The organism is Acidocella sp. C78 (assembly GCF_907164655.1).
In genome coordinates this window covers 39,682-53,159 of record NZ_CAJQZK010000068.1, presented here as the reverse complement: position 1 = coordinate 53,159, position 13,478 = coordinate 39,682, and the positions used below count along the sequence as shown (strand labels likewise).

At 68.8% G+C, this 13,478-nt stretch carries 15 protein-coding genes and 3 pseudogenes; 7 read left to right on the top strand and 11 right to left on the bottom strand.

The genetic code is table 11. From position 1 onward, the window contains the following. The first annotated feature begins 239 nt into the window (after positions 1-239). Positions 240-1,018, top strand: a pseudogene (locus ACIDOCELLA78_RS92920) (YoaK family protein). Between the two features lie 49 nt (positions 1,019-1,067). On the opposite strand, the gene ACIDOCELLA78_RS92915 reads toward ACIDOCELLA78_RS92920, so the two are convergent. Continuing rightward, entirely contained in the window at positions 1,068-1,472 is a 405-nt protein-coding gene (locus ACIDOCELLA78_RS92915; protein WP_283770856.1) for a DUF4334 domain-containing protein, read from the bottom strand. Between the two features lie 1,209 nt (positions 1,473-2,681). Between ACIDOCELLA78_RS92915 and ACIDOCELLA78_RS92910 the strand changes: the two genes are divergently transcribed. Next, positions 2,682-3,230 carry a GXWXG domain-containing protein gene (locus ACIDOCELLA78_RS92910; RefSeq protein WP_201729330.1) on the top strand — a complete coding sequence of 183 codons (549 nt, stop codon included), beginning with the start codon at positions 2,682-2,684 and terminating at the stop codon, positions 3,228-3,230. Positions 3,231-3,595: 365 nt separating this feature from the next. Here ACIDOCELLA78_RS92910 and ACIDOCELLA78_RS92905 read toward each other — a convergent pair. The 10 genes and pseudogenes from ACIDOCELLA78_RS92905 to ACIDOCELLA78_RS92860 all read right to left on the bottom strand — a co-directional run. Beyond that, positions 3,596-3,793 (bottom strand): annotated as a pseudogene (locus tag ACIDOCELLA78_RS92905) (DUF1275 domain-containing protein); the annotation flags it as partial. 103 nt (positions 3,794-3,896) lie between these two features. Beyond that, positions 3,897-4,031, bottom strand: a pseudogene (locus ACIDOCELLA78_RS92900) (DUF1275 family protein); the annotation flags it as partial. A gap of 238 nt (positions 4,032-4,269) precedes the next feature. After that, on the bottom strand, positions 4,270-4,980 hold the full coding sequence (gene phoB / locus ACIDOCELLA78_RS92895) for a phosphate regulon transcriptional regulator PhoB (RefSeq protein ID WP_201729329.1): 711 nt from the start codon (positions 4,978-4,980) through the stop codon (positions 4,270-4,272). Positions 4,981-4,994: 14 nt separating this feature from the next. Then, positions 4,995-5,714 carry a phosphate signaling complex protein PhoU gene (phoU, locus tag ACIDOCELLA78_RS92890; protein ID WP_201729328.1) on the bottom strand — a complete coding sequence of 240 codons (720 nt, stop codon included), beginning with the start codon at positions 5,712-5,714 and terminating at the stop codon, positions 4,995-4,997. A gap of 10 nt (positions 5,715-5,724) precedes the next feature. Next, a complete protein-coding gene (gene pstB, locus ACIDOCELLA78_RS92885; protein WP_201729327.1) occupies positions 5,725-6,528 on the bottom strand; it encodes a phosphate ABC transporter ATP-binding protein PstB in 804 nt (267 codons plus the stop codon). A 141-nt stretch (positions 6,529-6,669) separates the two neighbouring features. Beyond that, a complete protein-coding gene (locus ACIDOCELLA78_RS92880) occupies positions 6,670-7,317 on the bottom strand; it encodes a peroxiredoxin (protein WP_201729326.1) in 648 nt (215 codons plus the stop codon). A 145-nt stretch (positions 7,318-7,462) separates the two neighbouring features. Next, complete coding sequence (locus ACIDOCELLA78_RS92875; protein WP_201729325.1) at positions 7,463-8,350, bottom strand: S-methyl-5'-thioadenosine phosphorylase; 888 nt, start codon at positions 8,348-8,350, stop codon at positions 7,463-7,465. Next, positions 8,347-9,078 carry a cytochrome c1 gene (locus ACIDOCELLA78_RS92870; RefSeq protein ID WP_201729324.1) on the bottom strand — a complete coding sequence of 244 codons (732 nt, stop codon included), beginning with the start codon at positions 9,076-9,078 and terminating at the stop codon, positions 8,347-8,349. Before ACIDOCELLA78_RS92870 ends, ACIDOCELLA78_RS92875 begins: the two co-directional genes overlap by 4 nt. Continuing rightward, positions 9,078-10,262, bottom strand: a complete 1,185-nt coding sequence (locus ACIDOCELLA78_RS92865) for a cytochrome b N-terminal domain-containing protein (protein ID WP_201729323.1) — start codon at positions 10,260-10,262, stop codon at positions 9,078-9,080. The genes ACIDOCELLA78_RS92870 and ACIDOCELLA78_RS92865 overlap by 1 nt, the downstream gene beginning before the upstream one ends. Positions 10,263-10,264: 2 nt before the next feature. After that, on the bottom strand, positions 10,265-10,474 hold the full coding sequence (locus ACIDOCELLA78_RS92860) for a hypothetical protein (protein ID WP_201729322.1): 210 nt from the start codon (positions 10,472-10,474) through the stop codon (positions 10,265-10,267). A gap of 136 nt (positions 10,475-10,610) precedes the next feature. Here ACIDOCELLA78_RS92860 and hemF point away from each other — a divergent pair, with 136 nt between their 5' ends. The 5 genes from hemF to ACIDOCELLA78_RS92835 all read left to right on the top strand — a co-directional run bounded on the left by hemF (position 10,611) and on the right by ACIDOCELLA78_RS92835 (position 13,472). Next, complete coding sequence (gene hemF, locus ACIDOCELLA78_RS92855) at positions 10,611-11,510, top strand: oxygen-dependent coproporphyrinogen oxidase (RefSeq protein ID WP_201729334.1); 900 nt, start codon at positions 10,611-10,613, stop codon at positions 11,508-11,510. Positions 11,511-11,528: 18 nt separating this feature from the next. Beyond that, positions 11,529-12,320 carry a hypothetical protein gene (locus ACIDOCELLA78_RS92850; protein ID WP_249676343.1) on the top strand — a complete coding sequence of 264 codons (792 nt, stop codon included), beginning with the start codon at positions 11,529-11,531 and terminating at the stop codon, positions 12,318-12,320. An 86-nt stretch (positions 12,321-12,406) separates the two neighbouring features. After that, positions 12,407-12,688, top strand: coding sequence for a hypothetical protein (locus ACIDOCELLA78_RS92845; protein WP_249676353.1), 282 nt, complete (start codon positions 12,407-12,409; stop codon positions 12,686-12,688). 4 nt (positions 12,689-12,692) lie between these two features. Beyond that, positions 12,693-12,845, top strand: coding sequence for a hypothetical protein (locus ACIDOCELLA78_RS92840; RefSeq protein WP_374223261.1), 153 nt, complete (start codon positions 12,693-12,695; stop codon positions 12,843-12,845). Between the two features lie 81 nt (positions 12,846-12,926). After that, positions 12,927-13,472, top strand: coding sequence for a 2,4'-dihydroxyacetophenone dioxygenase family protein (locus ACIDOCELLA78_RS92835; RefSeq protein ID WP_201729321.1), 546 nt, complete (start codon positions 12,927-12,929; stop codon positions 13,470-13,472). Positions 13,473-13,478: the final 6 nt, after the last annotated feature.

Sequence of the window (13,478 nt, the reverse complement as noted above, 5' to 3'; positions counted from 1 at the left end):
TACGCGCTCGATCTCGATCCGGTCGAGGCCTAAGGGCCTCGCCCTTTTTTTCCTTGGGCCTAAGGGCCTCGCCCTTTTCTCCTTGGGCCTAAGGGCCTCGCCCTTTTTCTCCTTGGGCCTAAGGGCCTCGCTCTTTTCTCCTTGGGCCTGACCTGCCATCCCTTCGCCCGCGTCCACCCTGAGGCCGGCCCGGCGCCCTTCCCGATCCCGCCGGATCGGATATTGTGCGCGGCCTTCCGATGCCCGGCCCCACCCGACAGGACACGATGATGGACCACGCCAACGCCACCTTCCTCACCGCGGCCGATCTCACCCTCGCCGCCCTCGCCTTCGTCTCGGGCAGCGCGGACATCTTCGCCTTCCTGAAATTCCATGACGTCTTCACCTCGGCGATGACCGGCAATACCGCCCTGCTCGGCCTCGCCCTCGGCCAGGGGCACATCCTCGCCGCCCAGCGCTCGCTCGCCGCCCTGTTCGGCTTCTGCTGCGGCAGCATCGCCGGCACCATCGCCAACGAGGCCGCCGCCCGCCACAACCGCGCCCGCCGCCTCCGCCTGCTGATCGGCGCCGAGGCCACCTGCCTCGCTTTGGTGCTGGTCCTCTGGGCCATCACCCGCCACCCGGTCTATGGCCCGCTGCTCTATGTCATGATCCTCACCGGCGCCTTCGCCATGGCCTGCAAAGCATCGCGGCGCGGGAAATCAACATCCCCGGCATCAACACCGTCGTCGTCACCAACACCCTCACTTTGGTGATGAGCGCGGTCGGCGCCGCGCTGCGCCGCTCGCTGCGGCAGGGCAGGGCGGATGTCTCGCCCTTCACCCCGGTCGTGCTGCGCCAGTCCGGCATGCTCGGCATCTATCTCGGCGGCGCCGCCCTCTCCGGCCTGCTCGCCGAAACCCTGCCCTCCCTCATCGCCATCCCGGCCCTCGCCGCCGTGCTCCTCGCCCTCGTCACCGCCAGAAGCTTCCGCGACAAGCCGCGCCAGAGCATCATCCGATCAGATGGAATCATCTGATCGGATAAAGATGCTCTGTTTCTCAATGTGATGCTCTAGATTTTACCGGTCACTCCCGGATCAGCCTGAAGAAATACGGCTGCTCCATGCCCTTGAAGTCCATCCACCCCATCACCCGGTCGTCGTCGATCCGGGCGAACACGTCGTTGATCGGCTTCGCGTCGTAAAGCATCGCCGCGTGCAGCCGGCCGCGGAACAGAATGCTGCGCAGCCGCGCCCGGTGCCGCCGTGTCGCGAGCAACGGCCCGGCCAGCGGAAACACCGCCCGCAGGATCGCGTCGCGGAACGGCATCGCCGTCGTCGCCCGGATCGCCAGCAGCGCCGGGTTCACGCAATAGAGCCCGCCGCCGAGGCCGCGATGCACCAGCGGATGCACCGCATCCGGCCCGTCGAACTTCTTCCCGTGCCAGCGCGTCGCCTCCAGCATCCCGTCCATCGCGTGCCCGGTGCGTATGCCCTCGCCCGCCAGCGCCCGGTCATCATCTCCGCCGGCGCCGGTTCCAGCCGGTCGAACAGCGCCACCGCCGCCGCCGTGGTCATCTCCGTCGCGTGGCGGCGGTCGCCGCCGCCGCCTCCCTCTCCGTCAGCTGCGTCATCGTCCACCCTCCCTGTGAGCGCCCTCCGATCCATCCGGATCGGACATTGTGCTCCATGATATTGATCGATGGCGCATCTTCACCCGATCAGATGGAGCCATCCGAGCGGATGACGCTCTGAAGCCGCACCGTTGATTGCCGTCACTCTCGCCAGTTTCGAAAGACTTTTCCAGTTATTTGAACGCGACGTTTCGATGACGCCCCTCTCGCCACCCGCCACCCGCCACCCGCCACCCGCCACCGGCGCGAAACGCCTTGCCCACCCCCGGATGTTTGTGGTTCAAACATCACCATGACTGAAAATGACGAAATCGCCCGCCGTCTGGCCCGCATCCTCGCCGGGCTGACCGCGCTTGTCGCCGCAACCGGCCTTGCCGCCGCGCTCGCCGCAGGCAGGGCGTAAGCCGCGCTTGCCGCAGGCTGGGCGTAAGCCGCGCTCGCCGCAGGCTGGGCGTAAGCCGCGCTCGCCGCAGGCAGGGCGTAAGCCGCGCTTGCCGCAGGCTGGGCGTAAGCCGCGCTCGCCGCAGGCTGGGCGTAAGCCGCGCTCGCCGCATACGCGGCGGGACTTCTGTTTGCCGCAGGCGCGGCGGGACGGGACGGTCTGGCCGGGGCGCGGGCGGCGGCGGCGAAGCGGGCGCCGAGGCGGACAGGCGGCGGGCGATGCCGACGAGAAACGGCCCGGCGAGCCCGGCGGCAAGGCCGGTTGCGGCGACAAGCGCGGTCAGCCCGGCGAGGATGCGGGCCAGACGGCGGGCGATTTCGTCATTTTCAGTCATGGTGATGTTTGAACCACAAACATCCGGGGTGGGCAAGGCGTTTCGCGCCGGTGGCGGGTGGCGGGTGGCGGGTGGCGGGTGGCGAGAGGGGCGTCATCGAAACGTCGCGTTCAAATAACTGGAAAAGTCTTTCGAAACTGGCGAGAGTGACGGCAATCAACGGTGCGGCTTCAGAGCGTCATCCGCTCGGATGGCTCCATCTGATCGGGTGAAGATGCGCCATCGATCAATATCATGGAGCACAATGTCCGATCCGGATGGATCGGAGGGCGCTCACAGGGAGGGTGGACGATGACGCAGCTGACGGAGAGGGAGGCGGCGGCGGCGACCGCCGCCACGGCGACGGAGATGACCACGGCGGCGGCGGTGGCGCTGTTCGACCGGCTGGAACCGGCGCCGGCGGAGATGATGACCGGGCGCTGGCGGGGCGAGGGCATACGCACCGGGCACGCGATGGACGGGATGCTGGAGGCGACGCGCTGGCACGGGAAGAAGTTCGACGGGCCGGATGCGGTGCATCCGCTGGTGCATCGCGGCCTCGGCGGCGGGCTCTATTGCGTGAACCCGGCGCTGCTGGCGATCCGGGCGACGACGGCGATGCCGTTCCGCGACGCGATCCTGCGGGCGGTGTTTCCGCTGGCCGGGCCGTTGCTCGCGACACGGCGGCACCGGGCGCGGCTGCGCAGCATTCTGTTCCGCGGCCGGCTGCACGCGGCGATGCTTTACGACGCGAAGCCGATCAACGACGTGTTCGCCCGGATCGACGACGACCGGGTGATGGGGTGGATGGACTTCAAGGGCATGGAGCAGCCGTATTTCTTCAGGCTGATCCGGGAGTGACCGGTAAAATCTAGAGCATCACATTGAGAAACAGAGCATCTTTATCCGATCAGATGATTCCATCTGATCGGATGATGCTCTGGCGCGGCTTGTCGCGGGAAGCTTCTGGCGGTGACGAGGGCGAGGAGCACGGCGGCGAGGGCCGGATGGCGATGAGGGAGGGCAGGGTTTCGGCGAGCAGGCCGGAGAGGGCGGCGCCGCGAGATAGATGCCGAGCATGCCGGACTGGCGCAGCACGACCGGGGTGAAGGGCGAGACATCCGCCCTGCCCTGCCGCAGCGAGCGGCGCAGCGCGGCCGCCGACCGCGGCTCATCACCAAAGTGAGGGTGTTGGTGACGACGACGGTGTTGATGCCGGGGATGTTGATTTCCCGCGCCGCGATGCTTTGCAGGCCCATGGCGAAGGCGCCGGTGAGGATCATGACATAGAGCAGCGGGCCATAGACCGGGTGGCGGGTGATGGCCCAGAGGACCAGCACCAAAGCGAGGCAGGTGGCCTCGGCGCCGATCAGCAGGCGGAGGCGGCGGGCGCGGTTGTGGCGGGCGGCGGCCTCGTTGGCGATGGTGCCGGCGATGCTGCCGCAGCAGAAGCCGAACAGGGGCGGCGAGCGAGCGCTGGGCGGCGAGGATGTGCCCCTGGCCGAGGGCGAGGCCGAGCAGGGCGGTATTGCCGGTCATCGCCGAGGTGAAGACGTCATGGAATTTCAGGAAGGCGAAGATGTCCGCGCTGCCCGAGACGAAGGCGAGGGCGGCGAGGGTGAGATCGGCCGCGGTGAGGAAGGTGGCGTTGGCGTGGTCCATCATCGTGTCCTGTCGGGGTGGGGCCGGGCATCGGAAGGCCGCGCACAATATCCGATCCGGCGGGATCGGGAAGGGCGCCGGGCCGGCCTCAGGGTGGACGCGGGCGAAGGGATGGCAGGTCAGGCCCAAGGAGAAAAGAGCGAGGCCCTTAGGCCCAAGGAGAAAAAGGGCGAGGCCCTTAGGCCCAAGGAGAAAAAGGGCGAGGCCCTTAGGCCCAAGGAAAAAAAGGGCGAGGCCCTTAGGCCTCGACCGGATCGAGATCGAGCGCGTATCCGGCGGCGCGGACGGTGCGGACGAGATCGATGTCGGTCGCGGTGTTGATGGATTTGCGCAGGCGGCGGATATGGACATCGACCGTGCGGGGCTCGACATGGATGTCCCGCCCCCAGACGGCGTTCAGCACGTCCTCGCGCGAGAAGACGCGGCGGGGGTGGCGCATGAAGAATTCGAGCAGGCGGAATTCGGTGGGGCCGAGATGCAGCAGGCGGCCGCCGCGGGTGACGCGGTGGGTCGCGGGGTCCAGCTCGAGATCGTGGAAGACCAGCGGGGACTTGGCCGGGACGGTGCCGCTGCGGCGCAGCAGGGCGCGGATGCGGGCGATCAGCGCCTCGGGCGAGAAGGGCTTGGTGATGTAGTCGTCCGCTCCGGTTTCGAGGCCGCGGACGGTGTCCTGATCCTCGGCGCGGGCGGTGATCATGATCACCGGCAGATGGCGGGTGGAGGGCTTGCGGCGGAGCTGGCGGCAGACCTCGATGCCGGACATGGTGGGCAGCATCCAGTCGAGCAGGACGATGTCGGGCATCGCCTCGTTGATGCGGGCGAGCGCCTCGCCGCCATCGCCGGCCTCATCGACCCGGAAGCCGGATTTTTCGAGATTGTAGCGCAGCAGGGTGACCAGCGGGGCCTCGTCCTCGACCACCAGCACATACGGCTTCGCCGTCTCGCTCATTTCGCTGTCTCTCCTCAGGGGGCGGCGCCAGGCGCGGGGCTCGCCGACAGATCGCCCTTGGGCCGGGCATCGGGCAGGGTCTGGCCGGTGGCGGCGTAATAGGTCAGCTCGGCGATGTTGGTCGCGTGGTCGCCGATGCGCTCGAGATTCTTGGCGATGAAGAGAAGATGCGTGCAGGCGGTGATGTTGCGCGGATCTTCCATCATGTAGGTGATCAGCTCGCGGAAGATGGTGGTGTAGAGATCGTCGATCATCTGGTCGGCGCGCCAGACCGAGATCGCCTTCACCGGATCGGCCTCGCTGATCGCATCGATCGTGGATTTGAGGCTTTCCTGCACGAGGCGGGACATCTGCGAGAGGCTGGCGAGCGGCCAGGTGGTGCCGGACTGGTTGAGCACGAGGGTGCGCTTGGCGACATTCGCCGCGTAGTCGCCGATGCGCTCGATGTCGGTCGTGACCTTCAGCGCGGCGACGACCTGGCGGAGATCGTCGGCGACGGGCTGGCGGAGGGCGAGGACGCGGACGGCGAACTGCTCGATCGCGCGTTCATCGGCATCGACCTTCGCGTCCATCTCGACGACGCTTGCGGCGATCGCGCTGTCATGGGTGAGGAGCGCGGTGATGGCGTCGGCCAGCTCGGTTTCGACGAGGCCGCCCATCGCGGCGATCATGTCGCGCAGGCGGGCGAGGTCGGCCTCGAAACTGCTCAGGATGTGCTTGCTGTCTTCGGGCATCGAGACCTCCTCAGCCGAACCGGCCGGTGATGTATTCCTGCGTGCGCTTCTCGCGCGGGGCGGTGAACATCTGCGTCGCGTCGGCGACCTCGACCAGCTCGCCGAGATAGAAGAAGGCGACGCGATCCGCACAGCGGCCGGCCTGCTGCATGTTGTGGGTGACGATGACGATGGTGAAATCCTGCTTCAGCTCGGCGATCAGCTCCTCGATCCGCAGCGTCGAGATCGGGTCGAGCGCGGAGGTGGGTTCGTCGAGCAGGAGGACCTGCGGGCGGACGGCGATGCTGCGGGCGATGCACAGGCGCTGCTGCTGGCCGCCGGAGAGCGCGCTGGCGGAGGCGTGCAGCTTGTCCTTCACCTCGCTCCACAGCGCCGCCTTGTGCAGGGCGGATTCGACCCGCTCGTCCATCGCGGCGCGGGAGAGGCGCTCGTGCAGGCGCACGCCGAAGGCGATGTTCTCGTAGATCGATTTCGGGAAGGGCGTGGGTTTCTGGAACACCATGCCGACGCGGCGGCGCAGGCGGTTGATGTCGGTGCCGGGGGCGAGGATGTTCTCGCCGTCGAGGATCACCTCGCCCTCGGCGCGCTGGCCGGGATAGAGGTCGTACATCCGGTTGATGACGCGCAGCAGGGTGGATTTGCCGCAGCCGGAGGGGCCGATCATCGCCATCGTCTGGCGGTCGGGGAAGTCGATCGAGACGGATTTGAGGGCGCGAGTCGCGCCGTAGAAGAAATCGAGGTTGCGGATGGACACGCGCGGCTCGGCCAGCGCCGCCGCCGGCTCGGATTTCACGTTTGCGGTTGCGTCGGGCATCTCGAAATGACCTGTTCCTGAAAACGGCGCCCGCGGCCCTTGCAGGCCGCGGGACGTTCCGGCGAAATCACCGTTTCGCGATAGCGGACTATCATGCAACCATTGTGACAGCCGCATGAAGCTTTCATGACAGTGGCGGGATCAGCTCGCCGAGGGGAGTTTCGGCTGCTTCACCATCCGCAGATAGGGCTTGAGCGTGCGGAAGCCCTCGGGGAAGCGCTGCTTCGCCTCGTCGTCGGAAAGCGAGGGGACGATGATGACGTCCTGCCCGTCGGTCCAGTTCACCGGGGTGGCGACCTTGTAGCCGTCGGTCAGCTGGAGGGCGTCGATCACGCGGAGGATTTCCGCGAAGTTGCGGCCCGTCGCCGGCGGGTAGGTCATGATCAGGCGGATCTTCTTCTGCGGGTCGATGATGAAGACCGAGCGGACCGTGACGGTGGGGTCGGCCGCGGGGTGGATCATGTCGTAGAGGGTGGAGACCTTGCGGTCATGATCGGCGATGACCGGGAAGTTGAGCTTCTGGCCCTGGGTTTCCTCGATATCGGCGGCCCAGCCCTTGTGGTTCTCGCCGGTGTCGACCGAGAGGCCGACCGGCTTGACGTTGCGCTTCGTCCATTCCGGCATCAGCCGCGCCGCCTCGGCCAGCTCGGTGGTGCAGACCGGGGTGAAATCCTTCGGGTGGCTGAACAGGATGCCCCAGGACGAGCCGAGATAGTCGTGGAACTTCAGGCGCCCCTCGGAGCTGTCCTGTTCGAAATCCGGCGCGATCTGGCCGAGTTGCAGAGCCATGCTGGTGGTCCTCCGTCGCTGATGGCGTGAGACGTGGCCGCGCGGGCGGGCCGGCGGCGCTGGCCGACACATAGGGCGGGATGCGGCGCGGCGCAAAGGGCACCCGCGCGGGCCTGCCGCGCGGGTTAATTTCCGCGCGGGGGGATCAGCCGAGGACGCGGCCGGCGACGGCGTCGAGCCGGGCGACAAGATCGGGGTCGCGCGCGGCGGGGGCGGTGATGATCGCGTGGTCGAGCGCGTGATCGCACCCGGCGGTGCAGGCGGGGCGCGGCGCACCGAGGCCGGGGACGACGGCGCGGACCAGGGCGCGGGCGCGGTCGGCATTGCCGAGCAGCACCTTGACCACCTGCTCGACCGTGACCGCCTCGTGATCCTCGTGCCAGCAATCATAGTCGGTGACCATGGCGACGGTGGCGTAGCAAAGCTCGGCCTCGCGGGCGAGCTTGGCCTCGGGCATGTTGGTCATGCCGATCACCGAGCAGCCCCAGGCGCGGTAGAGATGGCTTTCCGCCCGTGTGGAGAATTGCGGGCCTTCCATCGCGAGATAGGTGCCGCCGCGGGTGACCGGCAGGTCGAGCGCGCGGGCGGAGTGTTCCAGCGCGTCGCCCAGCCGGGCGCAGACCGGCTCGGCCATCGAGACATGGGTGACGCAGCCGGCGCCGAAGAAGCTCTTCGCGCGGGCGAAGGTGCGGTCGATGAACTGGTCGACGATGACGAAATGGCCGGGCGGCAGATCCTCGCGCAGGCTGCCGACGGCGGACATCGAGAGGATGTCGGTCACGCCGGCGCGTTTCAGCGCGTCGATATTCGCGCGGTAATTCAGGTCGGTCGGCGAGAGCTTGTGACCGCGGCCGTGGCGGGGCAGGAAGACGACCGAAACGCCTTCGAGCGTGCCGAACATCAGCTCGTCCGACGCCTCGCCCCAGGGTGTGGCGACACGCTCCCAGCGCTTGTCCTCGATCCCCTCGATATCGTAGAGGCCCGAGCCGCCGATGACGCCGATGACCGGGCGGCGGGGTTCGGCGCCGCTCATGCGCGCCTCCGGCCGAAGGCGACGGCGCCGACCAGGCCGAGCACGAGCAGGAACAGGATGGCGGCGATGCCGTCGATCTTGCGGTCGTCGCGATGGGGATCGGCGGTCCAGGCGAGGAAGGCGGCGACGTCGTGCGCCATCTGCGCCGCGTCCGGCTGCTTGCCGTCAGCCAGCGTCACCGAGCCGGGCTTCAGCGCCGGGGCCATCGCGATCTGCCCGCCGGGGAAGGCGACGTTGTAATGATGATCGGGCAGCAGCGTGAGGTTCGGCGGGGCGGCGCGGTAGCCGAGCAGCAGCGCCTGGACATAGGCGGCGCCGTTGGCGCGGCCGGACTCGAAGAGCGAGAGATCGGGCGGCAGGGCGCCGTGATTGGCGGCTTTCGCGGCCGCATCACCGGCGTAGGACCAGGTCATGACGGCATCCGGCGTGGCCTTGACCAGTCGCGGCTTGCCGTTGGCGCCGACGCCGTCCGGCTGGCTGATTTGCGCGGTGATCGCCGCGATGTCCTTTTCGGACAGGCCGATGCCGGCGAGGTCGCGGTAGTGCACGAGGTTGAGCCCGTGGCAGCTCGCGCAATCGGCGCGGTAGACCGCGAAACCGGCTTGCAGCGTCGCGTTGTCATAGCCGCCGAAGGGCGAGAGGAAACCGAAGCCGGGCCCCTTCGCCAGCGCCGGGCCGGCGGCCAGCAGCGCGCCGGCGGTGAGACAAAGGGCGAGCAGGCGGCGCATCAGACGATCCTCCGCGAAGGGGACGCCGCCGGGTCGCGCGGGGTTTCCAGCATGGTGACCAGCGGCGTGATGATGAGGAAATGGGCGAAGGCGTAGGTCGTGGCGAGTTCGGCGACGGTCGCCCACAGCCCGCCGGGCGCGCCGGCGGCGATGCCGAGCAGCACGAGATCGACCGCGAGGAGGACCAGGAAGCCGGCATAGACCGGGCGGCGGCGGCAGCTCGCCACCGCGCCGCGATCGAGCCAGGGCAGCGCGCCGAGCAGCAGGAAGGCGACCACGGTGAGCAGCGCGCCGCCGCCGGGGGTGCCGGCGACGCGGGCGAAGCCGTGGAAGACCAGCAGATACCACGGCGGCGTCACCCGCACCGGAATGGCCAGAGCCGCCGGCAGGACCGGGGTTTTCGGCGTGCCGAGGCCGGGATCGAAGGCGAGGATGACGGCGAAGACGAGCGCGAAGATCAGGAAGGCGGTGAAATAGCGCCCGGCCTGAGCCTGGCGCGGCGTCATCGTTCGCGGATCGGGGGTGGTAAGGCCATCGGGATGGGCTTGCGGCGCGGCGTGGGAGGCGACGACCGTGAGCGCCGCGATCAGCAGCACGAGAAAGCCGATCGCCTCATGCGCCATCGCGACTCGCGGGGCGGTGGCGGCATTGAGCCCGGCGCCGCCGAGAAAGGCCGGGCCGAGCAGGTGACCGAAGAGCGGGATGGCGGCGAGATGCGCGTCCATCGCCAGCAGCGCGCCCTGGGCGGCGGGGCCGCCGGTCATCGCGAAGCCGAGAAAGCCGACCGCCATGCAGGCGAAGAGGCGGAGGATCTCGACGATCCAGGCCAGTTCGCGGCCGTTGCGGTAGGTGCCGTAGAAGGCGCCGCGGAACAGCTCGACGAACAGCACGCCGAACAGCATGGTGGTGCCGACGCGGTGCAGGTCGCGGATCAGCCAGCCATAGGGGACGTTGCGGGTGTAGTCGGCGATCGACAGCGCCGCGCCGGACAGGCTCGGCTGATAGGCGAGGCCGAGCCAGATGCCCGAGAGCGTCAGCACCGCGAGGGCGACGCCGACCAGCGGGCCGACCGACCAGGACAGCGGCAGGCCGGCGGGGACCAGCGCCTCGCTCCAGTGGCGGCGATAGGCGGCGCAGAGCGGCAGGCGGGTTTCGAGCCAGCCCTGTTGGGGGTTCGCGCTCATGGTCAGCGCAACCCGTTCATCATGGCGTGGGGCAGCGGGGCGGCGCCCGGCGCCTCGGCGGCGCGGGAGGGCGCGAGGGAAGAGGCGAAGCACCACAGCAGCACCGCGAGGCCCATCAGCGAAATGGTCGCAAACAGGATCCGGGCGAAATCCTGCCGACCGTCATTGTGTTCCCCGGCGCCGGACGCGCCGGATGCGGCAACCGCAGCCATGAATTGTCTCCCTTCGAGCTGTCGCCTTTGGATGGCGGCAAACCGTGGAAAATTCAATCCCGTAACGGCGCGCGGGCGCGCTGGAAGGGAAGCGGCGATGATGTAATATGACGGGCATGACAGATATGCATGCGCCATCCGCCCCGCCCCCCCTGCCCCGCCGCCCGCGCACGAGGCGCTGAAGCCGGCGGCGAGCGACTGGTTCCGCACGCTGCGCGACCGGATCTGCGCCGCGTTCGAGGCGATCGAGGACGCGCATGGCGGGATGCTGGCGGACCGCGCGCCGGGCCGCTTCGTCCGCACGCCGTGGACGCGCTCGCCGGACGGGCAGAACCGGCTGGAGGGCGGCGGCGAGATGAGCCTGATGCGCGGCCGGGTGTTCGAGAAGGTGGGGGTGAACATCTCGGTGGTGGGCGGCGCGTTCAGCCCGGAATTCGCGAAGAACATTCCCGGCGCGGCGGAGGACCCGCGCTTCTGGGCGGCGGGGATCAGCCTGGTCGCGCACATGCACTCGCCGCGGGTGCCGGCGGCGCACATGAACACGCGCATGATCGTGACGACGAAGGGATGGTTCGGCGGCGGCGGCGACCTGACGCCGTTGCAGCCGGGGACGGCGGCGGCGGCCGAGGACGCGGCGCTGTTCCATGCCGGGTTCCGGGCGGCGTGCGACAGGTATGACCCCGACTATTACCCGCGCTTCAGCAAATGGTGCGACGAGTATTTCTTTCTGCCGCATCGCGGCGAGACGCGGGGTGCGGGGGGGATTTTCTACGATTATCTGGAGACCGAGCCGAAGCGGCATTTCGCGTTTACCCGCGATGTCGGCCTCGCGTTTCTCGAAACCTATCCGGCGATCGTGCGGCGGCGGATGGACGAGGCGTGGACGCCGGAGGAGCGCGAGGCGCAGCTGGTGCGGCGGGGGCGGTATGTCGAGTTCAACCTGCTCTATGACCGCGGCACGACGTTCGGGCTGAAGACCGGCGGCAATACCGAGGCGATCCTGATGAGCATGCCGCCCGAGGTCAAATGGCCGTGACGGCGGCGTGAAAGCGCCGTGAGGGCGTGGTGGTCCGGCACGGCGGGGGAACTCGCCGCGGCGGCGCAGGAGGCGGTGATCGGCGCCCTCGCCCGAAGGCTGGTCGAGACCCATACGCTCAACCATGAGGAGCAGATCCGCGCCTGGCGGGCGCAGCTGCCGATCCTGACCGCAGCACTGGCCGGGTGCCCGGGCTGGCGGGTGCTGCTGGAATATCCGCTGATCCGGCTGGGGCGGCGGATCGATGCCGTCGTGCTGGGAGAGCGCGGGATTTTCGTGCTCGAATTCAAGATCGGGGCGGCGCGGTTCGCCAATGCCGACCGGTTGCAGGTCGAGGATTACGCGCTCGACCTGTTCGATTTTCATGCGGAAAGCCGGCGCCATCCGATCGTGCCGGTGCTGGTCGCCCCGGATGCGCCGGCGCGCGCGGCGACCCCGCCACTGCTGGCGCAGCCGATCATGCCGGTGATGGAAGCGAATGAAGCATCGCTCGGCGGGCTGATCGCGGCGACCGAGGCGATGCTGCCGGCGCCGGCGGCGGCGATCGACGCGGCGGCCTGGGAGGCGGGGGCGTATCGGCCGGTGCCGACGATCGTCGAGGCGGCGACGATGCTGTATCGGCGGCACGGGGTGGAGGAGATCGCGGCGGCGCGGGCGGATGTGAGCAACCTGACGCGGACGACCGAGGCGATCGGCCGCGCGGTCGACCGGGCCCTGGCGGCGGGCGAGCGGGTTGTGGTGTTCGTCACCGGGATTCCGGGCGCGGGCAAGACGCTAGAGCACTTTCCGATCCATCCGGATCGGATGTAGTGCTCTATGATATTGATAAACAGAGCATCTTTATCCGATCAGATGACTCCATCTGATCGGATGATGCTCTGTGCGGGCTGAACACGGTGTTCCGCAGCGCCGCACCTGCGGCGTTCCTGACCGGCAACCTGCCGCTCGTGCATGTATTGCGCGAGGCGCTGGCGCGGGATGCGAAGGGGCCCGGCGTGTCGCTGCGGGCGGCGAACCACCGGCTGGACAGCGCGATTCAGCCGCTGCTCGGCTTCCTGCGCGACAACGTGCCGCGCGCGGCGCTTTCGCGGCACGCGGTGGGAGGAGATCCGCCACAAGGAGGCCGCTTCGTGGCAGGTGAATACCTATCGGGTCCTGCTCTCCCGGGCGCGGTTTGAGACGGTGATTTTTGTTCCGCCCGGCGATGCGGGGGACGGGACAAGACCACCGGCGGAGTTCGACCGGATCGCGGCGTTTCTGGCGGCTTCGGGCGCGGCGCCGCTGGCGGAGGCCGATGAGGCGGGAGACTCCCCTGCCCTGTTGCTTTCCGGCTGACGCGCGGGGGCGGTGGCGGGGCGGGGGAATTGGGGTACAGTCGGGGCGTGACGCGGCGCGGGCCGCGCGGGAGGAGCAACAATGGATGTGAACGAGGCCGGCGCCGTGCCGGATATGAGCAAGGTGGCGTATCAGCTGCCGCAGCCGGGCGGGATGCTGGCGGATATTTTCGTGGGCGGCGGGATCGATCTCGATGGCGGCGATCCGCGCGAATGGGTGCCGCAGACGGCGGATGTGTCGTTCCGGCCGCTGATCCTGTGCGTGAGCCAGGGCTATTACATCAATATCCTGCGGGTGCGGGCGGCGGGCGTGCTGTCGCGGCATCGGCATAGCGGGCCGGTGCATGCCTTCACCCTGCGCGGCACCTGGCGGTATCTGGAGCATGACTGGGTCGCCAATGCCGGCGACTACGCCTTCGAGCCGCCGGGCGAGACGCATACGCTCGTGGTGCCCGACGGGGTGGACGAGATGGCGACGCTGTTCCACGTCACCGGCGGCTATACCTATGTCGATCCCTACGGCAAGGCGCTCGGCTATGAGGACGTGTTCACCAAGCTGGCGGCGGCGCGGCGGCATTACGAGGCGGTCGGGCTCGGGGCGGCTCATGCCGATCGTTACCTGCGTTGAGGCTTA